The sequence below is a fragment of the Streptomyces sp. NPDC059832 genome (assembly GCF_042731715.1).
In the GTDB taxonomy this organism is placed as follows: domain Bacteria; phylum Actinomycetota; class Actinomycetes; order Streptomycetales; family Streptomycetaceae; genus Streptomyces.
Genome location: NZ_JBHWIY010000006.1, coordinates 393,213 through 415,145 on the forward strand (window position 1 = coordinate 393,213; position 21,933 = coordinate 415,145).

At 71.5% G+C, this 21,933-nt stretch carries 21 protein-coding genes and 1 other RNA gene; 12 read left to right on the forward strand and 10 right to left on the reverse strand.

The annotated features are described in order from the left end of the window. The first annotated feature begins 21 nt into the window (after positions 1 to 21). Together ACFV8T_RS14025 and ACFV8T_RS14030 are read left to right on the forward strand one after the other, a co-directional pair. The gene (locus ACFV8T_RS14025) at positions 22 to 2,460 is read left to right on the forward strand and encodes a polysaccharide lyase 8 family protein (RefSeq protein WP_385327309.1); all 2,439 of its coding nucleotides are present in this window, start codon (positions 22 to 24) and stop codon (positions 2,458 to 2,460) included. A 350-nt stretch (positions 2,461 to 2,810) separates the two neighbouring features. Further along, positions 2,811 to 3,572 (forward strand): MerR family transcriptional regulator, encoded by a 762-nt coding sequence (locus tag ACFV8T_RS14030; RefSeq protein ID WP_385327311.1) that lies wholly within the window; start codon positions 2,811 to 2,813, stop codon positions 3,570 to 3,572. 69 nt (positions 3,573 to 3,641) lie between these two features. Here ACFV8T_RS14030 and ACFV8T_RS14035 read toward each other — a convergent pair whose 3' ends face one another. Further along, positions 3,642 to 4,253: a TetR/AcrR family transcriptional regulator gene (locus tag ACFV8T_RS14035; RefSeq protein WP_385327312.1), complete on the reverse strand. Its 612-nt coding sequence runs from the start codon at positions 4,251 to 4,253 to the stop codon at positions 3,642 to 3,644. 117 nt (positions 4,254 to 4,370) lie between these two features. On the opposite strand from ACFV8T_RS14035, the gene ACFV8T_RS14040 reads away from it, so the two are divergent. Then, positions 4,371 to 5,216, forward strand: coding sequence for a class I SAM-dependent methyltransferase (locus ACFV8T_RS14040; protein WP_385327314.1), 846 nt, complete (start codon positions 4,371 to 4,373; stop codon positions 5,214 to 5,216). 270 nt (positions 5,217 to 5,486) lie between these two features. After that, positions 5,487 to 6,413, forward strand: coding sequence for an NADP-dependent oxidoreductase (locus tag ACFV8T_RS14045; protein WP_385327316.1), 927 nt, complete (start codon positions 5,487 to 5,489; stop codon positions 6,411 to 6,413). Between the two features lie 560 nt (positions 6,414 to 6,973). Here ACFV8T_RS14045 and ACFV8T_RS14050 read toward each other — a convergent pair. Next, positions 6,974 to 7,327: a hypothetical protein gene (locus ACFV8T_RS14050; protein WP_385327318.1), complete on the reverse strand. Its 354-nt coding sequence runs from the start codon at positions 7,325 to 7,327 to the stop codon at positions 6,974 to 6,976. A 16-nt stretch (positions 7,328 to 7,343) separates the two neighbouring features. Continuing rightward, positions 7,344 to 8,597: a helix-turn-helix domain-containing protein gene (locus ACFV8T_RS14055; protein WP_385327319.1), complete on the reverse strand. Its 1,254-nt coding sequence runs from the start codon at positions 8,595 to 8,597 to the stop codon at positions 7,344 to 7,346. A 177-nt stretch (positions 8,598 to 8,774) separates the two neighbouring features. On the opposite strand from ACFV8T_RS14055, the gene ACFV8T_RS14060 reads away from it, so the two are divergent. The 3 genes from ACFV8T_RS14060 to ACFV8T_RS14070 all read left to right on the forward strand — a co-directional run bounded on the left by ACFV8T_RS14060 (position 8,775) and on the right by ACFV8T_RS14070 (position 10,316). Further along, the gene (locus ACFV8T_RS14060) at positions 8,775 to 8,942 is read left to right on the forward strand and encodes a hypothetical protein (protein WP_385327321.1); all 168 of its coding nucleotides are present in this window, start codon (positions 8,775 to 8,777) and stop codon (positions 8,940 to 8,942) included. Beyond that, on the forward strand, positions 8,939 to 9,145 hold the full coding sequence (locus tag ACFV8T_RS14065) for a hypothetical protein (protein ID WP_385327323.1): 207 nt from the start codon (positions 8,939 to 8,941) through the stop codon (positions 9,143 to 9,145). The genes ACFV8T_RS14060 and ACFV8T_RS14065 overlap by 4 nt, the downstream gene beginning before the upstream one ends. A gap of 349 nt (positions 9,146 to 9,494) precedes the next feature. Continuing rightward, positions 9,495 to 10,316, forward strand: coding sequence for a TauD/TfdA family dioxygenase (locus tag ACFV8T_RS14070; RefSeq protein ID WP_385327324.1), 822 nt, complete (start codon positions 9,495 to 9,497; stop codon positions 10,314 to 10,316). 158 nt (positions 10,317 to 10,474) lie between these two features. Here the strand turns inward: ACFV8T_RS14070 and ACFV8T_RS14075 are convergent, their stop codons facing one another. Next, positions 10,475 to 11,248, reverse strand: a complete 774-nt coding sequence (locus tag ACFV8T_RS14075; RefSeq protein WP_385327326.1) for a glycosyltransferase family 2 protein — start codon at positions 11,246 to 11,248, stop codon at positions 10,475 to 10,477. Positions 11,249 to 11,315: 67 nt separating this feature from the next. Between ACFV8T_RS14075 and ACFV8T_RS14080 the strand changes: the two genes are divergently transcribed. Then, the gene (locus tag ACFV8T_RS14080; RefSeq protein WP_385327328.1) at positions 11,316 to 12,629 is read left to right on the forward strand and encodes a nucleotide sugar dehydrogenase; all 1,314 of its coding nucleotides are present in this window, start codon (positions 11,316 to 11,318) and stop codon (positions 12,627 to 12,629) included. Between the two features lie 133 nt (positions 12,630 to 12,762). On the opposite strand, the gene rnpB is transcribed toward ACFV8T_RS14080, so the two are convergent. Continuing rightward, an RNA gene (rnpB, locus tag ACFV8T_RS14085) (RNase P RNA component class A) lies at positions 12,763 to 13,164 on the reverse strand. 55 nt (positions 13,165 to 13,219) lie between these two features. Then, entirely contained in the window at positions 13,220 to 13,798 is a 579-nt protein-coding gene (locus tag ACFV8T_RS14090) for a Uma2 family endonuclease (RefSeq protein WP_385327329.1), read from the reverse strand. A 170-nt stretch (positions 13,799 to 13,968) separates the two neighbouring features. Here ACFV8T_RS14090 and ACFV8T_RS14095 point away from each other — a divergent pair, with 170 nt between their 5' ends. After that, positions 13,969 to 14,712, forward strand: a complete 744-nt coding sequence (locus ACFV8T_RS14095) for a MerR family transcriptional regulator (protein WP_385327331.1) — start codon at positions 13,969 to 13,971, stop codon at positions 14,710 to 14,712. Then, the gene (locus tag ACFV8T_RS14100) at positions 14,709 to 15,332 is read left to right on the forward strand and encodes a hypothetical protein (protein WP_385327332.1); all 624 of its coding nucleotides are present in this window, start codon (positions 14,709 to 14,711) and stop codon (positions 15,330 to 15,332) included. The genes ACFV8T_RS14095 and ACFV8T_RS14100 overlap by 4 nt, the downstream gene beginning before the upstream one ends. Here the strand turns inward: ACFV8T_RS14100 and ACFV8T_RS14105 are convergent. Continuing rightward, positions 15,277 to 16,719 (reverse strand): RNB domain-containing ribonuclease, encoded by a 1,443-nt coding sequence (locus tag ACFV8T_RS14105; protein ID WP_385327334.1) that lies wholly within the window; start codon positions 16,717 to 16,719, stop codon positions 15,277 to 15,279. The genes ACFV8T_RS14100 and ACFV8T_RS14105 overlap by 56 nt on opposite strands. Before the next feature lie 151 nt (positions 16,720 to 16,870). Between ACFV8T_RS14105 and yaaA the strand changes: the two genes are divergently transcribed. Together yaaA and eda are read left to right on the forward strand one after the other, a co-directional pair. Continuing rightward, positions 16,871 to 17,671 carry a peroxide stress protein YaaA gene (yaaA, locus tag ACFV8T_RS14110; RefSeq protein ID WP_385327336.1) on the forward strand — a complete coding sequence of 267 codons (801 nt, stop codon included), beginning with the start codon at positions 16,871 to 16,873 and terminating at the stop codon, positions 17,669 to 17,671. 97 nt (positions 17,672 to 17,768) lie between these two features. Then, positions 17,769 to 18,389, forward strand: a complete 621-nt coding sequence (gene eda / locus ACFV8T_RS14115; protein ID WP_385327337.1) for a bifunctional 4-hydroxy-2-oxoglutarate aldolase/2-dehydro-3-deoxy-phosphogluconate aldolase — start codon at positions 17,769 to 17,771, stop codon at positions 18,387 to 18,389. Between the two features lie 576 nt (positions 18,390 to 18,965). Here the strand turns inward: eda and ACFV8T_RS14120 are convergent. From ACFV8T_RS14120 to ACFV8T_RS14130, 3 genes are read right to left on the reverse strand one after another with little or no spacing between them, the layout of a single operon-like run. Next, complete coding sequence (locus ACFV8T_RS14120) at positions 18,966 to 20,225, reverse strand: bifunctional RNase H/acid phosphatase (protein WP_385327339.1); 1,260 nt, start codon at positions 20,223 to 20,225, stop codon at positions 18,966 to 18,968. Beyond that, entirely contained in the window at positions 20,225 to 20,968 is a 744-nt protein-coding gene (locus ACFV8T_RS14125) for a zinc ribbon domain-containing protein (protein WP_385327380.1), read from the reverse strand. Before ACFV8T_RS14125 ends, ACFV8T_RS14120 begins: the two co-directional genes overlap by 1 nt. Beyond that, entirely contained in the window at positions 20,965 to 21,807 is an 843-nt protein-coding gene (locus ACFV8T_RS14130) for a Nif3-like dinuclear metal center hexameric protein (RefSeq protein WP_385327340.1), read from the reverse strand. Before ACFV8T_RS14130 ends, ACFV8T_RS14125 begins: the two co-directional genes overlap by 4 nt. Positions 21,808 to 21,933 lie beyond the last annotated feature (126 nt).

Sequence of the window (21,933 nt, forward strand, 5' to 3'; positions counted from 1 at the left end):
CACTCTTCCCCCGGAGCTTCGATGACATCTTCCTGGTCCCGCCGTGCCCTGCTGGCCACGGGCGGCGGTGCGGCGCTCGCCCTCGGCCTGCCGACCGCCGCGTCCGCGTCCGACTCCGCCTCCCTCCCGGCCCCCTCGCCCGCCACCGCCGCTGTCGGCGCCGCCGACGAATTCGCCGCCCTTCGTGCGAAGTGGCGCGATCTGTACCTGGGGACCGGCTTCAGCCCGACTGCCGAGCCGTTCAAGTCCAAGCTCGCCGACCTCGGCGCCCAGGCCACCGGTTACCGCTCCACGATGGCCCCCGCGACCGGTTCCCTCTGGCCGGACCTGGTCTATCTCGACCCCGACCCGGACACCGACACCGAGTCGTTCGGCTTCTCCGCCAACATGAACACCGGCTACAACCGGCTGCGCACCATGGCGGAGGCGTACTCCCAGCCCGGCACCGGGGTCACCGGCGACACCGGCCTGCGGGACGCGGTCATCACCGGCCTCGACCACCTCCACGCCGACGTCTTCAACGAGACGACCACCCGCTACGGGAACTGGTGGAACTGGCAGATCGGCGCGCCCCAGGCCCTCATGGACACCTGTGTGCTGCTCCACGACGCCCTGACGGACGCCCAGCGGGCCGCCTACTGCAAGGCGGTCGACAAGTTCCTGCCCGACTCCGCCGTCGGCTCGTACACCGGCACCAGCACCGGTGCCAACCGCGTCGACCTGTGCCGCGGCATGATCCTGCGCGGCATCGTCGGTGCCGACGCCGCCAAGGTCACGCTGGCGGTCGCCGCGCTCTCGCCGGTCTTCCCGTACGTCACGACGGGCGACGGCTTCTACCCGGACGGCTCCTTCGTCCAGCACACCTCCATCCCGTACATCGGTGGCTACGGCGCGGTCCTCAACGACGGGCTCGGCCGGCTCTTCGCCCTGCTGCGCGGCTCGACCTGGGAGATCACCGATCCGGGCAGCCGGCAGTTCCTCGACACCATCGACGCGGCCATCGCCCCGTTCATCTACGACGGCCTGATGATGGACAACGTCTCGGGCCGCGGCATCACCCGCGTCGGCTCCAGCGACCACACCCGCGCCCACGGCGTCATGGCCTCCATCGTGCTGCTCGGCATGGGCGCCGGCCCCGAGGAGAACGCCCGCTGGCGCGCCATGGTCAAGGGCTGGCTGAAGCGCGACTACTACGCCCCGGCGCTCAAGGCAGGCTCCCTGAGCCTGGTCAACACCGCCCGGCTGCAGACGCTGCTGGACGACGCGACCGTCACCGCGTCGCCGGAGCCGTCCGCGCACCGCGTCTTCCACAACATGGACCGGGTGACCCACCGCCGCCGCGGCTGGGGCGCCGGTCTGTCCATGGCCTCCGAGCGGATCGCCCACTACGAGTTCGGCAACGGGGAGAACAAGCGCGGCTGGCACACCGGTGCGGGCTGGCTGCAGTGGTGGGGCGACGGCGCGGGTCTGGAGCAGTACTCGGACGCGTACTGGCCGACCGTCGACCCGTACCGGCTGCCCGGCACCACCGTCTCCCGGAAGCGGCTCGCCGACGGGCAGGGCGGCGCCTGGGCCAACCCGGTGCCGGGCACGCAGTGGGTCGGCGGCACCGGCGACGGCGAGTTCGGCACCACCGGCCAGCATCTCCAGGGCCTGGCCAGCACGATGCATGCCCGCAAGTCGTGGTTCTGGCTGGACGACAGCGTGGTCTGCCTCGGTTCCGGCATCACCTCCGCCGACGGCGCCGGCGTCGAGACGGTCGTCGACAACCGCTGCCTCGGCGCGAGCGGCACGCAGCGGCTGCTGCTCGACGGCCGGGCTCAGCCCACCACCCAGGGCTGGACCACCACCCGCACCACCACCTGGGCCCACCTCGACCGGCATGCCGGATACGTCTTCCCGGGCGGGGCCGAACTGCACGCGCTGCGCGAGGAGCGCACCGGTGCCTGGAAGGACATCAACGACGGCGGCACCGCCACGCCCAACACCCGCCGCTACCTGACCCTTTGGCAGGACCACGGCACCGACCCGGCGGACAGCACCTACGCGTACATCCTGCTGCCGGGCGCGAGCAGCACGCGCACCGCCGCCCGTGCCAAGGACACCGGCTGGCTGCAGATCCTCGCCAATGACGCCGGGCGCACCGGCATCCGGGTGCCCTCCCTCGGTTTCACCGGCGTCAACTTCTGGGCGGCGGGCACGGCGGGCAAGGTCACCGCGAGTGCGCCGGTCTGCGTGCAGATCCACGAGAAGCGCGACGGCACCGCCACGATCTGCGTCTCCGACCCGTCCCGCACCGTCACCGGTCTCACCCTCACCTGGCGGCGGCCCGTCAAGTCCGTCCTGTCCAAGGCGGACAGCGTCGGCGACGTCCGGACCGGCTCGTCGGTGACCGTGACCTACGGCGACCTGAGCAAGAGCCGCGGCGCCACGCACACGGTGCGCGTCCGGGTGCGGTGATCGCGGGCCACGTGCGGTGATCGTGGGCCACGTGCGGTGATCGTGGGCCGCGTGCGGTGATCGTGGGCCGCGTGCGGTGATCGTGGGCCGCGTGCGGTGATCGTGCGGTGATTACGGATGACCGGGTCCCGTGGTCGCGGGTCGGGTCTTCCGTGATCGCCGGACCGGGCTCCGTGACCACCCTGATCGCCGGGCCGGACTCCGTGAACACGGGCCGGCCCGGCGCGCCCCCCGGGCACCGGCGGGAGATCCTGGATGCCGGGCTTGCGGTTGCCGCAGCGGCAGCTTCTACCGTCCTGACCAGGGCCGGAGAGACCGGCCCGGTGAGGTGATCGTGAGGGGAGGCGGCGATGGTCTGGCCGATCGCGGAGGTCGCCCGGATGTCGGGCGTGACGGCCCGGACGCTGCGGCACTACGACGAGATCGGCCTGCTGCCGCCCGCGGGGATCGGCTCCAACGGCCACCGCCGCTACGGGGCGGGCGAGCTGCTGCGGCTGCAGCAGATCCTGGTGCTGCGGGCGCTGGGCCTGGGTCTGCCCGAGATCGGGCGGATCCTGGCCGCACAGGTCGATGAGGTGGAGGCCCTGCGCGGTCACCACCGCCGGCTCCTCGCCGAGCGCGACCGGATCGACGCGCTGGCCGGCACCGTCTCCCGCACGATCACCGAACTGGAGGAGTCCAGAAAGGACGGTGGTCCCATGACCGCCATCAACCGACCGGAGAACCTCTTCGAGGGCATTCGGCCCGCCCAGTACAGGGAGAGCCTGCGCGACTTCCCCGAGCTGGCCGAGGAGATCGACCGGCACACCTCGACGATGAGCAAGGCGCAGATCGAGGCCGGACATCGCGAGCGCACGGCGCAGATGATCCGGCTGGCCGAGCTGCTGGCCGCGGGGGTGCCCGCCGGGGCCGACCCCGTGCAGGCCGAGATCGAGGCCCAGTACCGGGCCCTGACCGCGCTGCGGAGGGTCTGTGCCGAGGAGTACCGCGCGATCGGGCGTTCCTGCGTGGAGAACGAGCAGTGGCACGCGGCGTACGAGTCGATCGCGCCGGGCCTGGCCGCGTATCAGCGGGACGCCATCGAGGCGTACGCCGCGAACCGGCTGAGCTGAACCGGACGGGGGTGCCGCCGCGGGAACGGGTCCGCGGCGGCACTCCCCCGCCCCCGCTCCCGCCCCGGCTCACCCGATGTCGTAGGGCCCGCGCCGGAGGCCGGCTTCGAGCAGGGCCACCAGGTGCCCGGCCCGCTCCCGCTCGTTCTGTCGGTCGTGCCCGCCGGTCATGAGCAGGTGGTGGAGGGTCCCGACCAGGGCGAGTGCCGCGGCGGCGGTGTCGGCTCCTTGGGCGATTCGGCCGCCGTGCCGTTCCGCGTCCAGGTAGTCGGTGATCGCGTCCTGGACCGTGTCGAAGCCCGGCGCACCGCCCTCCAACGCCTCCCGGATGCGCAAGGACGCCGCGGGACGGGTGAGTGCCAGGCCTGCGACGGTGGGGCCGGCCGAGGACAGCAGCGCGAGAGCGGTACCGAGAAGGTTCTCCGCGACGGTGCCCTGCCCCGCCCTCCCCCGGAGCTCCTCGGCGTGCCGGGCCACTCGCGCGAACCGGTCCAGGACCAACTCCGCGACGAACTCGTCCAGTCCGTCGAAATGGGCGTGCAGAAGGCCCTTCGCGCAGCCGGCCTCACCCGTGATCGCCCTGCTCGTCAGGGCTCCCGGCCCCTCGCGTTCCAGCACCCGCTCCGCGGCGGCGAACAGCCGCTCACGGACGTCCGGGATCGTCACACCACGCGGTGACATGGCACCCCTTCCTCTTGACCTGTTTACAGTATGGGCGATTGCCCATACCTTGAATGGGCGCCCGCCCATACTAGTTGTCCCACACCTCCGGGCGCCCGCATTCACCGGGGAGCATCAATGCGACACATAGCCAACACGGAGCAGGAGCAGGCATGGAACGGTTACGAGGGGACGTTCTGGGCCGATAACCAGGACCGTTGGGACCGCGTGAACGCGGGATTCGACGAACCCCTGCTCGCCGCCGCGGAGATCGCCGAACGGGACCGCGTCCTCGACATCGGCTGCGGGGCGGGGTGCACCACCCGTCTCGCCGCACGGCGGGCCGGCGGCGGGCGGGCGTCGGGCCTGGACCTGTCGGCCCCGATGCTCGCCCGTGCGCGGGAGTCCGCGCGGCACGAGGCGCTCGGCAATGTGACGTTCGAGCAGGCGGACGCCCAGGTCCATCCCTTCGGGCCCGGCACCTTCGACGTCGCGATCAGCCGCTTCGGAGTGATGTTCTTCGCCGATCCCGTCGCCGCCTTCACCAATATCGGGCGGGCTCTGCGCCCCGGCGGCCGGATCGCCTTCGTCTGCCCCGCGGAGCCCGACCGGACCGAGTGGCTTCAAGCCGTCCGGGGGCTGCGCGACCTGTTGCCCGTCGGCGGACTGGGCGCCCCGGGAGGCCCCGGCATGTTCTCGCTGGCGGACCCGGCGACCGTGCGCGACGTGCTGTCCCGGGCCGGGTACGAGGCGATCGGCACCGCACCCGCCGAGGCGTACGGCACATGGGGCCGGGACGCCGCCGACGCGGCCGGCTTCGTACTGGAATCGGGCCCCGGCCGGCACCTGATGGACCAGGTCGGGGAGGACGTGCGGGACCGGGCCCGGCGCAGGCTCGTCGACCTTCTGCGCCCCCACGAGCGGGAGGGAACGCTCCAACTGCTCACCACCGCCTGGCTGGTCACCGCCCGACGACCCGGGTGACCGAGGGGCGGCGTCCGCTGCCGAGGGCGGACGTCCGCCCTCGGCGGCGGGTGCGGGTGCGGTACGCAGGGTCAGCAGGGCGGCGAGGGCGCCGGAGAATATACCCCCCTTGGGTATAAATGGCCGGCGTTGGCGACACGACGGCGAGTGGCGGGATCCAGCCGGAGCCGAATGACCCACCGAGCCTTCGTTCGATAGCTTGGGCAAGGAGTTGACGGATCATCACAAACCCTTGTCAACCAGATGGAATCCGCACGGAAAAGGGCAAAGATGACAGAGACGTATCGCGCTGTGGAGTTCTCGGAGTACGGAGGTCCCGAGGTCTTACGCGTGGTGGACCGCGAGCTGCCCCACCCGGGTCCCGGGCAGGTACTGGTGGAGGTCCGCGCCGCCGGGGTGAATCCGCTGGACTGGCAGCTGCGCAGCGGGGCCGTCGCGGCGATGATGCCGGTGGAGTTCCCCTCGGTGCCCGGCGGCGACGTCGCCGGTGTCGTGGCGGAGGTCGGTGCGGACGTGACCGACTTCGCCGCGGGCGACGAGGTCTTCGGCTCGATCGGCTCCGGAGGCTACGCCGAGTTCGCACTGGCGCCCGCGGCACAGCTCGCGCGGAAGCCCGAGGGCGTGTCCTGGGAGGTCGCGGCCGGACTCCCGGTGGCCGTCAACACGGCGTACCAGGTGCTCGCGGACCTCGGGGTGAAGGCCGGGGAGACCCTGGTCGTGGACGGGGCCGCCGGCGGCGTCGGGTCCGTGGCCGTGCAGATCGCCAGGCATCTCGGCGCGACCGTGATCGGTACGGCCGGCGAACACAATCACGCGTATCTCCGCTCGCTCGGCGCCGAGCCCGTGACGTACGGCGAGGGCTTCGCCGAGCGGGCCCGCGCCGTCGCGGTGAAGGGTGTGGACGCGGCGTTCGACGCCGCCGGAAAGGGATCGCTGCCGGCCCTCGTCGAACTGACCGGCGACCCGGAGCGCGTGGTCACCATCGCCGATCACCGGGCGGCGGAGCACGGCGTACGTTTCGCGTTCGCCGGCCCCGACGCGATCCGTGAGCGCCTTGAGCAGGCGGCCGCACTGGTAGTGAGCGGCGGACTCACCCTGTCCGTGGCGAGGACGTACCCCTTGTCCCGGGCCGCCGACGCCCACCGGGAGAGCGCGGGCGGCCATGTGCGCGGCAAGCTGATCATCACGCCGCACTGACGGAAGAAGCCGCCCCACCAGCAGGCTGCGGCCATCACGCCTATCGTTAAAGGATGATTAAAGCCGAGCATGAGACCGGTCCCCAAGGGGCGCTTGTCTGCCCGGTCTGCAAGCAGCCCGTGACCGCGGTTGTGAAGAGACGGCACAAGAGTCTCGGAATCTTCGTACCCGTGTGGCACCCCGGCCCCTGCCACAACCCCGAATGCCCCGAATACCTGGAGGCCCCGGCCCCGGAGCAAGCCGACCACCAGGACACCTGACACGGCCGAGTCCGGTGAGTCGCCCGCCTCCCGGCGTGCGGCTCATCGGGCGCGCCGCGAATCCGGCAGTACGCGCTCACGGCGAGTGTCCCCAGTCCGACGGAAAGGGGCCCTTGGCCAGGAAATTCACTGACCAGGGACCCCTGTGGCAGACGAGTCGGGCTGTACGCCGGGAACAGTCACCGCAACGCTATGGCCTGCACGAAAATGAAGGAAGGACACTTCCGTGGCTACCTTCATGGCTACGTAAGGAGACGCCCCGTCCAGGTCAGCCCGGACGGGGCGTCGTCGTTCCGGAGGTCAGAAGGTCCGCTCGACGCGCTCGAAGATGTCCGCGTCCGTCTCTTGCTGCCAGGCCGGCAGGTCGGCCCAGTCTGCGACGTATCCGGGCTTCGGGTCCTCGAAGTGCTTGAACATCTGGGCGGTCCAGCAGATGGCGACGAAGCGGCCCTTCTGCTCGCGGGTGAGCCGTGCGGCGTGCCCTTCGCTGATCCTGATGAAGTCGCACACCTGTCCGTACACGGCGGCGGCAGCTTCGCGCTCCCACTCGGGCGTCTCGTCCCACGGCGTGACGTAGCCGGGCTTCGGTTCACCGGGGTAGTGCCTGGTCACCCCGGCGATCCACGCCTCGCGGAAGATCCGACCGTCACTCATGCGCGTGTCCCTCTCGTCATGCGGTACGCGTAAGCGCCGCGATTCGATGATCCAGGTCCGAGACTCGGCCATCGGCCATGAGCGGGGCAAGACGCCCTCGAAGTCCGTCCAGCTTCTTGCCGATGAATCCCGAGTTCGACCGGTCGGCCAGGCCGAGCACTGCCTCCGCGTACTGCACGACCTGATCGACGTCGCCCCGGTGGGCCCCGAGGACGGCAAGGTCACTCAGGACTGCGGCACGACGGCGCAGAGAGAGGGGTTGGGCAAGGGCTGCGGTGAGAGCGTCCTCCGCGAGGTCGGGGCGGCCGAGCTGGAGGTAGCAGGCCCCTCGTTCCTCAGGGAGGCGGGAACCGTCGAAGCGGAGCCAGCCACCATTGTGGGAGTGGCCGTCGAGGGAGTGCACTTTCTCGGCTTCGTCGAGAGCCTGGGCGCAGCCGTCGATGTCGCCCATGGCCGCCTGCACCTCGGCCTGGACGGCGGAGACCCAGTGTCGGGTGGACAGGGCGCTGTCGCCCCGCCGGGCGATCCGGGAGGCCACTGCCAGCAGGGGCTGGGCAGCAGGCGCGCGGCGGGCGTACAGCTCGACGTAGGCGTGGCGGGTCATGGCGCAGGCCCAGAGGTCGCGGTCACCACCGGCATGGGCGGCGTTGGCGGCCAGTGTGTAGCACTGGGCGGCGTCGGTGTACCGGTTGGCGTCGAAGAAGAGTTCACCGGCGAGCTGGTAGAGGTCGGCCGCCATGGTGCACAGCCGGGCCCGGTCCGCTGCGGTGCGCGCCTCGGCCAGGCCCTTCGTCAGGACGTCTAGTTGCCTGCGGACCGCTGGGAAGACGGCCTGCTTGGAGTCCGAGAGGGTGAAGACCTGCCACAGGCTGCGATGCAGCTCCTCCCCTGACTCCAGGAGCGCCGCCGCCGTATGCCCCTGAGGAACCTCACCTGAATCGGGAAGAGCGACCAGCGCGCTTGTGACAGCGAGCAGACCCAGGACATCGCGGCGCTTCATATCGTCATCTTCACCGTGGAGGAGGGTTGGGGTGTCAGGGAGCACGGCCGCTTCGGCCGGCTGTTCTTCGACGAGAAGCCCTTCCAGCTCGGAGAGGGTGACTCCCAACAGGCTGGCGATCTTGGGCCGTTGGTGCGGCTGCGGTGTGGCACGGCCACCCTCCCAGCGGATCACGGTGGACACGGCCACTGTGAGCGCTTCGGCGAATTCCTCCTGAGAGTAACCCTGCGACGCTCGCCGGTCGGCAAAACGCCTACGTCTTAATGCCATTGGTCTCCCCTCACGAAGAGCGCCTTCCCTGCTTGCACCACCCAATGCCCGGAAAACGCCTGGGAGGTGCCCGGGGTCCGCTCTGGGAGACGGTAACGGATCGTCGTTCACTGGTCACATGCTGCTCGGAGGTCAAAGGACCTCCCGGACGGCTCCCCATACGAGAGGAGTGACCGCGTGACGACCTCCGAACTGCCCCGCAGAAACTCTGGCTCCAGCGGCCGTACGTGTACGCCGCCGGAGCCCCGGCCGGGTGCGCCGAGCCGGGCTCTGCGGGTACGGGCGGCTGGCGGCTGGGAGAGGTTCATGCGCCGCGTCGAGACCCGGCAGGAGACGGAGACGTGAACCCGGTGGGCCCCGACGGCTACGAGCAGCACCCGCTCCTGAACACGAACGTCCGCGACATCGCCTCACGCGGGGAGGGTGTGCTCGTCGCCGTCACGCACGAGCTCCACAACCACGGCACGATCCGGGTCGCGCACATCCGGCCCGTGTCCGGAGTCGAGTGGACGACCGCCGCCGACAACGTCCAGGCCGCTCGCCTCTGAGCCGCTGCCCGCAGATCGCCGTCCGCACCCAGACTCCGCCCCCCGCAGGCGGCCATCCGGCCCAGCCTGCCGAGGGCGGACGCCCGCCTCCGGTGTGACTTCCAATCCCATGCCAGACGTCACGTCGGGGGCGGGCCACCAAGTGCCGGACCGCACAAGACGGTCCGTGACAGGCACGACGAGCGGTTCAACAAGCTGATGGACGACGCGTCCGACAAGGCGACCTTGTCGACCTCGGCCTGACACAGACTCCCACCCGGCCGCCGACCGGCGTAAGAGCCTTCGGCCAGCAAGCCGAGCATCACTTCGCCCAGCCGGGCTAAGTGAATCCGCAGAAAGGAACAGCACGATGCCCGAGATCCCGAGTGCTGACCGGGACGGCTCCATCGACCTGCCCAGAAAGCTGGAAGAAGATCTGATCGAGATCGGAAGCACGCTCCCTGCTTGGAGTGTTGAGGGCACCTTCCTGGCGGACTCCGTGATCGAGCGGTACCGGGCCAAACTGGACTCAGCTTCGCTGTTCGGTGAAATCAGGGGTCGCCTTCTCTCCCAGCTGAAGGGGGCGGCCGGCGGATACGCCGTGATGCGGCTGCGGAACATCGCTCAGGCGCTGGGCGTCGGGGACCAGTTCCTCCGCTTGGCAACGGCGATTCTCGCCGAAGTGGCAATCCCCTTCCAGCCGTTCCAGCGGTGGCCGCTGTGGAAGGAGATCGGGACCAACCTCAACGCCAATCCCGGCCTGTCCACCGGTACGGGGTACAACGCATTCCACATGGACTTGGTCAACGCGACCCAGCCGCCGGACTACACCACGCTTCTGTGCGTCCGACCCGACCCACTCGGAGCCGGCGCGAGCATCCTCTCCAACGCTCGGGAGGCCGTATCTCGCCTGACGCCATCGAGTCGCGCCCTCCTGGCTGACGTGGCGTACAGCTACGGAGGCTTCTTCGAGCTGTCTGACGTCGGCGAGGAGTACAAGCCGTTCCCCGTCCTGGACGGCGAATCCGAGGTCTCCGGGTTCGTCCGGTTCACGGCCAAGATGCTCACCGAGTCCGGACTCGATGAGGCACACGCCTACGCCGCCAGGAAGCTTGCGGACCAGATGGTCGCTGGTCAGGTCGCCTTCACACTCCAGCGCGGTGACCTCTTGATCGTGAACCAGCACCGATGAGTTCACGGCCGCGAGGCGCTCGCCGGCGGCCAGCACGACGTCGAGCCCGAGCGCCGCCGCCTGCTGCTCCAGTTGTTCCTGCGTGACAGGGGCACCGCGGAACCGGCCGCCTCGTAGGTCGTGCGGGGAGGGTGTCTGGCCGGGCCTCGCCGAGGGTCCTAGATCCGCGAGTTGCGCAGCGACTGCCACGCAGCGCCGGCCAGCGCCCGCGTCGCCTGCGGGAGAGACAGCTCCTCGTGCTCGCGGTACAGCTCCCAGTTGTACCGGACCAGCGACAACTTGTTGGAGGACAGCGATCCCGCCTGGTGGGACCTGTACACCGCGAGCGGCTCGGACAGACCCCGGGCGTCAGCGCCGTCGCGCATGATCGACAGCCACAGGGCGTAGTCCTGTCGCTTCCGCATCTCCGGCATCAGCCGCGTGCCGAGGACGGTGCGGTCGTACATGGCGGTCAGCGCGCCGATGTGGTCCCGGACCAGCATCGCGCGGTAGTCCACGTGTTCCCGCGCCCGGACCACGCGCCCGTTCGGGATGAAGTCGATGCCCTCGCCCTCGTAATCGGCGTCCATCTTGAAGTACGAGGTGAACGTCAGAGGCGCACTACCCGCCGCAGCAAATTCGATCTGCCGCTCAGTCTTCTCCGGAAGCCACATGTCGTCACTGTCGAGAAAGGCGACGTAATCCCCCCGGGCCCGCTCGATAGCGAGGTTGCGTGCCCGGCCGGCACCGCCCTGTTCCGGTGCCGATTCCGGCAAGACGCGCTTGTCCTGCCGGGCGAACTCCATGAGCAGGTCCATGGAGCCATCGGAAGACTTGTCGTCGGTGACCAGCAGCTCCAGGTCGCTGTGGGTCTGCGAGAGCACCGACCGAACCGCTGTGCCAAGAGTCGCTGCCGAGTTGTACACGGGCATCACGACGGACACCAGGGGCACAGCGCTTCTCCTTGCTAGGCCAAAGACGACGGTCCATTCAAGCACTGGAATTGTGAGGGGAGCTGCCATGCATGTTGTTGTCGCTGGTCAGGGCTGCGTGGGGCTGCCGCTGGCCGTGCGCGCCGCAGAGGTGGGGCACCGTGTCATCGGCTACGACGTGGACGATCGCCGGATCAAGCGGCTGGCGGTCGGCGAGTCGTACGTGGAGGACATTCCCGCCGAGCGGCTGCGGCCGCTCCTGGACAGCGGGGCATACCTGCCCTCGGCCGAGCCCGGGGACGTGGCAGGCTTCGACATCGCAGTCATCACCGTGCCCACCCCGCTCCGGGACGGGGTACCCGACCTCTCGTGCATCGAGTCGTCGGCCCGGCTGCTTGCACAGCACCTGCGCCCCGGGGCCACCGTTGTTCCGGAGTCCACCACCTATCCGGGCACCACCGAGGAACTGCTCGCCCCGCTACTGGAAGAGGGCTCTGGCCTGCGGGCGGGCGAGGACTTCCACCTCGGCTACAGCCCCGAGCGAATCGACCCGGGCAACCCGCGGTGGCGGCTGGAGAACACCCCGAAGGTGGTTTCCGGCACCACAACCGAGGGCCTGACGGCGGTGAACCGCTTCTACGGGCAACTGGTCGAGCGCACGGTGCCGGTCTCCTCCTGCAAGGAGGCCGAACTGACCAAGCTGCTGGAGAACACCTTCCGGCACGTGAACATCGCCCTGGTCAACGAGCTCGCCATGTTCGCGCACGACCTCGGCATCGACGTCTGGGAGGCGATCGACGCCGCCTCCACCAAGCCGTTCGGCTTCCTGCGCTTCGCCCCTGGCCCGGGGGTCGGCGGGCACTGCCTGCCGATCGACCCCTCGTACCTGTCCTGGCGGGTCGAGCGGGCGCTCGGCCAGTCCTTCCGCTTCGTGGAGCTGGCCAACGACGTCAATAGCCACATGCCCGACCATGTGGTGCGCCGGCTCGGCGAGGCGCTCAACGAACGGCAGCGCTCGGTGAAGGGCTCCCGGGTGCTCCTGCTCGGTCTCGCGTACAAGAAGAACACCGGCGACGCGCGGGAGACGCCTGCCGCGCGGGTCGCCGACCTGCTGGCCCGGATGGGCGCCGAGGTCCGGGCCGCCGACCCGCACGTGGTGGTCGGGGTGCACGTCCCCGAACCGGTCATCCCGGGGCAGCAGGCGGCCGAACACGACCGGCAGGGCGACCCGTTCGCCGCCGTCCGTCGGGTCGAGGCGACGCCGGAGGAACTGGCCACGGCCGACGCGGTGGTGCTGCTCACCGACCACGACGAATTCGACTACGGGGCAGTGGAGCTGCACGCCCAGTACGTGCTGGACTGCCGGAACCGGCTGTCCGGCGCGAACGTCGATGTCCTGTAGGCGTCGGCGCTGGAGGTCACCGCCCGCCAGAACGGGACCAGGCAGTTAGCAAGCTGCGCCTCGCGCTTTGGAACCGAAAGGGGCCCCTGACCAGGCAAAACACCTGACCTGGGGCCCTTCCTTGGCTTACCGGCAGACGAGTCGGGCTGTACGCCGGGTTCTGTCGCCCGGTCGCCTCGCGGCGGCCGGGGAGACGGCCATCCATCTAGGACCGGCATTGCTGCCGGTCTCGTGCGGTCTACCCGCGAACTCGGGCGGGCCGCCCTCGATCATTCGCGCAGGGCCCTCTTGCGACGGCCCCTCTTGACCTTGCTCCGGGTGGGGTTTACCTAGCCGCCTGAGTCACCTCAGGCGCTGGTGGTCTCTTACACCACCGTTTCACCCTTACCGAGGACCGAAGTCCCTGGCGGTCTGTTTTCTGTGGCACTGTCCCGCGGGTCACCCCGGGTGGCCGTTAGCCATCACCCTGCCCTGTGGAGCCCGGACGTTCCTCGGGGAGATCCGAAGGTCCCCACGCGGCCGTCCGCCCGGCTCGTCTGCCGTGCCGACCATGCTACCCGCCTGGTGGGGGCCGCCGGACGGCACCGCGTTCAGATGAGTTCCCCGGTCTCCAGGTCGAAGGCGAACGGCGCCGGAAGAGCGAGCCGCCTGCCGAACGGGATCGTGCAGTGCCGGCGGTGGTCGTCGCCCTCCGGGTCGCTGAACAGCGTCAGCGAGGACTGCTCCCGGTCGACCAGGAGGTAGAGCGGGATGGGTCCGCGGGCGTAGCAGTGCCGCTTGTCCGTGCGGTCCGCCCGGGGCTTGGTCGAGGTGACCTCGACGACGAGGGCCACCCCCTCGCGCGGCATCCAGGGTTCCGCTCCCCGGTACAGGCGCAGTTCGGTGGGGGCGAAGGTGCCGTCGGGAATGACGTGGTTGGCGGGGCGTCCTTCCCCGCTCCGCAGTTTCAGCCCCTTGTTCGCGGAGAAGGCCATACCGGATCGGGCACGCCTGACCACCTGCGTCAGAATGACGCTGAGGCAGTCCTCGTGGTCCCCGTCCGGCGGCGGCGTCACGACGATGTCCCCCTCGATCAGCTCGGCGCGGAAGCCCTCCGGCGTACCCAGCGCCGGGAAGCCCTCCAGCAGGATGTCCGCCTGCGTGAGCGGTTCGTGCGGTTCAGCAGTCATGTCACACCTCTTCCTCGGCCGCTCGCCAGACTGGGACACCGATGGGTCCGTTGTCCGTGGGACGGGGGTGTTCCCCTCGATCGTGGCAGCGGGACCGCGCGGAGTTGTCGGATGCGGTGCGCGCGGTGAGCGCTTGACCCTGCCGCGGCGTCAAGGTTTCTACTGGGCCCATGCGCATCGGAGAGATAGCCGCGCTCGTCGGGGTCACCTCGCGGGCGATCCGGCACTACCACCACATCGGACTGCTTCCCGAGCCCGGACGCCGGGCCAACGGCTACCGCGTCTACAGCGTGCGGGACGCCGTGGTGCTGGCCCGGATCCGGCGGCTCACGGAGCTCGGGCTCGGGCTGGACGAGGTGCGGGACGTGCTCGCCGACGCGGCGGGGCGCGAGCTCATGGAGGTGCTGGCCGAGCTGGACGCGGATCTGGCCCGGCAGGAGAGCGGGATCCAGGAGCGGCGGCGACGGCTGGCCCGGCTGCTGGACGGGCCGGTCTCCGCCGAGGAGCCCGTGTCGCCGGCTCTCGCCGAGCTGCTGGGTACGGCCCCGGCGACCGGCTCCCCCATGGCCGCCAAGGACCGCGAACATCTCGTACTGCTCGACACCACGGGCGTCGGCGGCGAGATCCACGCCGCCCTGGCACCGCTGGCCGACGACCCGGCCGTTCACGCGCTGTACGAGCGGCTGGACGCGCTGGCCGGAGCCCCCGTGGACGATCCCCGGATTCCTCCGCTCGCCGCCGAACTGGCGGCTGCCGTGCCGGACGGGGTGCTGGCGGCGATCCCCTCGGGCGGGCCGGTCATGACCGGGCTCGGCGAGGCGCTGCTCGACGACTACGCGCCCGCGCAGGCCGAGGTGGTGCGCCGGGTGATGGCGGCCCTGACGGCGCGTGTGGCGGGGAGGGGGACGCGATGAGCGTGCGCCGCCTCGTCGGGCACGAGTTGCGCTCCCTGCACAGTCTCGGGCTGTGGGTGCTGCGACGGCGTCACGCCGTTCCCGAGGGCGCCCTCGCCGTCCCGTACACCGGGCCGCAGACCGCGATGCTGTACGGCCTGCTGTTCGTCTCCGTGATCGAGACGGTGATGCTGGCCCTGCTGGTGCCGTGGCCGGTCGTGCACGGGATTCTGCTGGTGCTCGATGTGTACGGGGTGGTGTTCGTCCTGGGCCTGCATGCCGCGTGCGTGACCCGGCCGCATGTGGTGGACGCCGACGGCGCGCTGCGGATCCGCTACGGCGGGCTGTTCGACCTGCGGATCCCCGCCGGTGCGGTCACCGGGGCGCGGGTCGAGCGGCGCTTTCCCGAGGGCGGGCCGGTGCGGCTGGGCGCGGACGGGGTGCTCGACCTGGTCGTGGGCGGTCAGACGACGGTGACCGTGGAGCTGGCCGGTCCGGTGGAGTTCGTACGGCCGCTGGGGAAGCGGGAGCGGGCGCGGGTGATCCGGTTCCACGCGGATGATCCGGGCGCGGCCGTGGCCGCGCTCACGCGGGGGCGAAGAGCACCTTCGACGAACCAGGGTCCGCCCGGTCCAGCCTGACCCGCAGCCGCTCCCCCAGCGGGAGCTTCGCGTCGCCGCCCTCGATCCGGGCGACGACGGCCGGGTCGTCGATGTGGACGGTGCCGGTGGTGGGTTCCTGCTCCGACACGTCGACCACGTACGCGTCGAAGATCTCGCCGATCCGGTCCTTGAGCAGCGCCGCCTCGACCAGGTCGACGCACTCGCGCTCGACGGTGTTGGCGCGCCTGGTCCCGTCCGCCATCTCCTTCGGCAGGCCGGGCAGCGCGGCGCGGACCCACTCGGGCGGGTCCTGTTCCGCGACGGCGGCGAGGCACAGCTCGGCCGCGTACCGGTCGACGAGCCGGCGCAGCGGGGCGGTGCAGTGCGTGTAGAGGTCGGCGACGGCGGCGTGGACGGCGGGGGTGGGGAGTTCGCCGTGCTCGAAGACGGTGTAGCCGGCGCCGCGCAGCAGGGTGGTGCACTCCTGGAGGAACGCGGCGTGGTCGGCCCGCCTCGGGTCGAGGGAGCGGACGACCTGGGCGTACGGGACGTGGTGCGGCCAGTCGATGTGCAGCGCCTCGGCGGAGCGGCGGAGCCGGGCCACGGCGCCGTCCGGGGCGACCGGCAGGGTGCGCAGGATGCCGGTGCCGGTCTCGGTCATGAGGTGGGCGGCAGCCATGCCGGTCAGCAGGGAGAGCTGGGCGTTCCAGCCGTCGGCGGGCAGCGGGGCGCGGTATTCGAGGCCGTAGCCGCCGTCGCGCTCGACGATCTCCTGCTCGGGCACGTTGAGGGAGATGCCGCCGCGGGCGACCTCCTGCTCCTCCCGGAGCCGTCCGATGTCGCGGAGCAGGGCGAGGGGTTCCTCGGCGGTGCCGGTGTCGATCTGCCGCTGGACGCCCGCGTAGTCGAGCTTGGCGCGGCTGCGGACGAGGGCCCGGCGCACCGAGGTGGCGACGGCGCCGCCCTCGCTGTCGAGGTCGATCCGCCAGAGCACGGCGGGACGGGTCCGCCCCGGCAGGAGGCTGGCGGCCCCTTCGGAGAGCAGGGTGGGGTGGAGCGGCACCTTGCCGTCGGGGAAGTAGAGGGTCGTCACCCGGCGGTGGGCCTCGGTGTCGAGCGCGCCGCCGGGGCGTACGAAGGCGGCGACATCGGCGATGGCGTAGTGCACCCGGTAGCCGCGTCGGCGGCGTTCGAGGTACAGGGCCTGGTCGAGGTCGGTCGAGGTGGCCGGGTCGATGGTGAGGAACGGCAGGTCCGTCGCGTCCTCGTGGGCCGATACCGCCGGGTCCTTCGCCGCCTGCGCCGCTTCGGCGAGGACCTCGGACGGGAAGTCGTCGGGAAGGCCGAGCTCGGTGCGCAGTTTGCGCAGGGACGCCCCCAGTGGGGTGTCGGCCGGCCCGGTCATGCGGAGATGGCGGCGGGGCATGGACCGAGCGTATGGCGGGGCGGGGCGGGCGGCATCCCGGGTGACGGCCCGGCCGGTCCCGGTGTGCCCGTACGCTGGCGCGGGGGCCTGGGGACTTTCGAGCGGGGAGGCCCTGGTCCCGCCCCGACTGTGCGTACGAAGGAGAACCGCCGTGCTCGTGCTGTTGCCGCCCTCCGAAGGAAAGGCCGCCTCGGGACGCGGGGCGCCCCTGAAGCCGGAGTCGCTGTCGCTGCCGGGTCTGGCCGGAGCGCGGGCGGCGGTTCTGGACGAGCTGGTCGAGCTGTGTGCGGCGGACCAGGAGAAGGCCCGCGAGGTGCTCGGGCTGAGCGAGGGGCTGCGCGGCGAGATCGCGAAGAACGTGGAGCTCTGGACGGCCGGGACGCGTCCGGCCGGAGAGATCTACACGGGGGTGCTGTACGACGCGCTGGACCTGGCCTCCCTGGACGCGGCGGCCAGGCGGCGGGCCGGGAAGTCGCTGCTGGTCTTCTCCGGGCTGTGGGGCGCCGTGCGGGTGGGCGACCGGATTCCTTCGTACCGCTGCTCTATGGGCGTGAAGCTGCCGGGACTGGGCGCGCTCGGGGCGTACTGGCGCGACCCGATGGCACAGGTGATGCCGGAGGCGGCCGGGGACGGGCTCGTCCTGGACCTGCGGTCCTCCGCCTACACCGCGGCCTGGAAGCCGAAGGGCGAGGTGGCGGAGCGCACGGCGAGTGTGCGGGTGCTGCACTCCCAGCTGGTGAACGGGGTCGAGAAGCGGTCGGTGGTCAGCCACTTCAACAAGGCGACGAAGGGGCGGATGGTCCGCGACCTGCTGGTCTCCGGTGCGCGCCCGAAGGAGCCCGCGGAGCTGGTGGAGACCCTGCGCGGGCTCGGGTACGTGGTGGAGGCCGAGGCTCCGGCGCGGGCCGGGCGGGCGTGGTCGATCGATGTCGTGGTCACGGAGATCCACTGAGCCACCGGTCGCTCGCGGTGGGACCAGCACACCGCGCATGTTGCATCATGCGCAACGCTCGTTGCGTACGGTGCGTACGTCGCGGCAAGATGAGCCCATGACCTCCTCTGTGCTGGACCTTGCCCCCGTCGTGCCCGTAGTCGTCCTGGAGGACGCCGCCGACGCGGTGCCGCTCGCCCGCGCCCTGGTCGCTGGCGGGCTCCCGGCCATCGAGGTGACGCTGCGCACCGCCGCGGCGCTGGACGCGATCGGGGCCATCGCGGCCGAGGTGCCGGACGCGGTGGTCGGGGCCGGCACGGTGATCTCCGTACGGAACGTCGCCGACACCGTCGCCGCGGGGGCCCGGTTCCTGGTCAGCCCCGGCTGGACGGACAGCCTGCTGGACGCGATGAAGGCATCGGGGGTGCCGTTCCTGCCGGGTGTCTCCACGACGTCCGAGGTGGTCGCGCTGCTGGAGCGCGAGGTCACCGAGATGAAGTTCTTCCCGGCCGAGGCGGCCGGCGGCACCGCCTACCTGAAGGCCCTCTCCGCACCGCTGCCGCAGGCCCGCTTCTGCCCGACGGGCGGCATCTCCCTCGCCTCCGCGCCGTCCTATCTGGCGCTGCCCAACGTCGGCTGCGTGGGCGGCAGTTGGATGGTCCCGGCGGATGCGGTCGCGGCGAAGGACTGGGCGCGGGTGGAGCGGCTGGCGAGCGAGGCGTCGGCGCTGCGCGGCTGATTTCCCCTACCCGCCCCTTCCCGGAACCGGGGCTCCGCCCCGGACCCCGGTGGGTGCGGGCGGGGGTGCGCGGCACCCCCGCACCCCCAGCAGAAGCGGCAGCTTCGCGCCGCCCGGGTAAGTCGCTCCGCTGCCCCGCCGAAGCGGAAGGCACTCCGCTGATCCGCCGGAGTGGGCGACGCTCTGCTGTCCCGCCGGGAGGCCACCGCATCCGCGCGGGAGCCTCCGCTGGCCGCCTCACCGCAAATTCAACGTGCCGTTCGGCACCCGAGCCGACGCGTTCCGATCCACGCAGTACGCCACCGCCGAGACCGGGACGAAGACGAGGCAACGCTCCCCCCGCCCCCGCCTCACCGCAAGTGCGACGTGTCGTTCAGCAGGCGGACCGACGCGTTCCCGTCCACGCAGTACACCACCGCCGAGACCGGGACGAACACGAGGCAACGCTCCCCCCGCCCCCGCCTCACCGCAAGTACGACGTGTCGTCCAGCAGGCGGACCGACGCGTTCCCGTCCACGCAGTACACCACCGCCGAGACCCGGACGAACACGAGGCAACGCTCCCCCCGCCCCCGCCTCACCGCAAGTGCGACGTGTCGTTCAGCAGGCGGACCGACGCGTTCCCGTCCGCGTAGTACGCCACCGCCGAGACCGAGGCCGCCGAGAGTTCCATCCGGAACATGGCTTCCGGCGGGGCGCCGAGCGCCAGGCGGATCAGGGTCTTGATCGGCGTCACATGGGTGACCAGGAGGACCGTGCGGCCCGCGTAGCGGGTGGTGAGGCGGTCGCGGGTGGCTCCCACCCGGCGGGCGACCTCGGCGAAGCTCTCGCCGCCGCCGGTGGGGGCCGCCTTCGCGGAGGCGAGCCAGGCGTCCAGGTCGTGGCCGTGACGCTCACGTACCTCGGCGAAGGTCAGGCCCTCCCAGGCGCCGAAGTCCGTCTCGCGCAGGCCGTCCTCGATCCGGACCTCCAGGCCGAGCCGGGCCGCCACCGCCGCCGCGGTCTCGCGGCAGCGGCGCAGCGGGGAGCTGACGATCTCCTCGATCGTGCCGCGGGCGGCCAGCGCCTGGGCGATCCGCTCGGCCTGGTGGCGGCCGGTCGCCGAGAGTTCGGGGTCGCTGCCGCCGCTGCCCGAGAACCGCTTCTCGGGGGTGAGGGCCGTCTCGCCGTGCCGGAGCAGTACGAAGGTGGCGGGCGCCCCGAGATCGGGCGCCGCGCCCCAGCCGACCTGGGGGGCCGCCGGGGAGACCGCTCCCTGCCGGGAGGCCAGGGCCGCGCGGGCCCTGGCCGCGCCCGCCGCCGCGTCACCGGGCGGGCCGGACACGGGGGGCGGGCCTGCGGCCGTCGAGGGCCGGGGGGTGTCGAGGGCGGCCGTCGACGCCGACGGCTCCCACTGCTTGCCGCGCTTGCCCGCGTCCATCGCCTCGTTGGCGAGCCGGTCGGCGTGCTTGTTCTTCTCGCGCGGGATCCACTCGTACGTGACGGCGGAGGCCGGCAGGATCCTGGCGGCCTCCGCCGCGAGCGGCTTCATGTCGGGGTGCTTGATCTTCCAGCGGCCCGACATCTGTTCCACGACCAGCTTGGAGTCCATCCGGACCCGCACCTGGACCGCGCCGTCCGCCGAGGCGTCCGGTACCAGCGCCTTCGCCGCCTTCAGGCCCGCGATGAGGCCCTTGTACTCGGCGACGTTGTTCGTCGCGACGCCGATGTACTCGGCGGCCTCGGCGAGGGTCTCCCCCGTCACCGGGTCGATGACGACCGCTCCGTATCCGGCGGGTCCGGGGTTGCCCCGGGATCCGCCGTCGGCCTCGATGACGAACTGGCGCGGCTGGGTCATTACAGGCCCGACTCCGCCGTACGGACCAGGATGCGGCGGCAGTTCTCGCAGCGCAGGACGGTGTCCGGGGACGCCGCCTTCACGTCGTTGACCTCGGTGATGTTCAGTTCGAGGCGGCAGCCCTCGCAGCGTCGCTGGTAGAGGCGGGCGGCGCCGACCCCGCCCTGCTGGACGCGGAGCTTGTCGTACAGCTTCAGCAGGTCCGCGGGGACGGAACCGGCGACCAGCTCGCGCTCCTTGGTGACGGTCGCGGCCTCCTCGTCGAGCTCCTTGGTCGCGGCGTCGCGGCGGGCGGTCGCGTCGTCGGTCTTGGCCTGGACGGCCGAGACCCGGTCGGACAGCTCGGTGACGCGCTCCTGGGCGGACTCGCGGCGCTCCATCACTTCGAGGACGACGTCCTCCAGGTCGCCCTGGCGCTTGGCCAGCGAGGCGATCTCGCGCTGGAGGCTCTCCAGGTCCTTCGGCGAGGTGACCGCGCCGGAGTCGAGGCGCTGCTGGTCACGGGCGGCGCGCTGGCGCACCTGGTCGACGTCCTGCTCCGCCTTGGTCTGCTCGCGGGCGGTGTCGCTCTCCTCGGTCTGCGAGGCGACCAGCAGGTCGCGCAGTTGCGCGAGGTCGCTGGTGAGCGACTCGATCTCGGCGTGCTCGGGCAGCGACTTGCGCCGGTGCGCGAGCTGCGACAGGCGTACGTCGAGGGCCTGGACGTCGAGAAGTCGGATCTGGTCGGCGGGCGCGGCGTTCAGTTGGGGGCTCCAGAAGAGTGGTGGGTGGTGGTGGTCCAGGGGTCGGTGACCTGCTTCGAGACATGGACCCGCAGGTCCCATCCGTGGCGGTCGGAAATCGCGTCGAGCTGTGTCGCGGCCTGTTCGCACCAGGGCCATTCGGTGGCCCAGTGCGCGGCGTCGATCAGACCGAGCGGGGAGTGCTGGACGGCCTCGGAGGCCGGGTGGTGGCGCAGGTCGGCGGTGACGAAGGCGTCGACGCCCGCGGCGCGCACCGCGTCGAAGAGACTGTCGCCGGAGCCGCCGCTGACCGCGACGGTGCGCACCGTCGCCGCCGGGTCGCCGGCGAGCCGGATGCCCTGCGCGGTGGCGGGCAGCCGGGCCGCCGCGCGGGCGGCGAATTCGGCCAGGGTCTCGGGGTGGTCGAGCACGCAGATCCGGCCGAGGCCGCGCCGCCCCTTGGGGTCGGACGGGTCCGGTACGAGCGGGCCCTCGACGCGCAGGTCGAGCGCACCGGCCAGGGCGTCCGAGACGCCCGGGTCGGCGGTGTCGGCGTTGGTGTGGGCGACGTGCAGTGCGATGTCGTGCTTGATGAGGGTGTGCACGACCCGGCCCTTGAAGGTGTCGGCCGCGACCGTCGTCGTACCGCGCAGATAGAGCGGGTGGTGGGTGACGATCAGTTGGGCGCCGAGCCGGATCGCCTCGTCGGCGATCTCGTGGACGGGGTCGACGGCGAAGAGCACGCGGTCGACGACGGCGTCGGGGTCTCCGCAGACGGTACCGACCGCGTCCCAGCCTTCGGCCCGCTCGGGCGGCCAGAGAGCGTCGAGCTCGGCGAGGACATCAGACAGACGGGGCACAAGCAAAGGCTACCTGCCCGCCGTGCCCCGTCGCCCATGGCTGTGGGGGGGGGGGGGGGGCGGCACGACCCGCTCCGGAAGCACCCCCCCCCCAAGCCTCCCCCCCCACCCTCCCTCCCCTCCCTC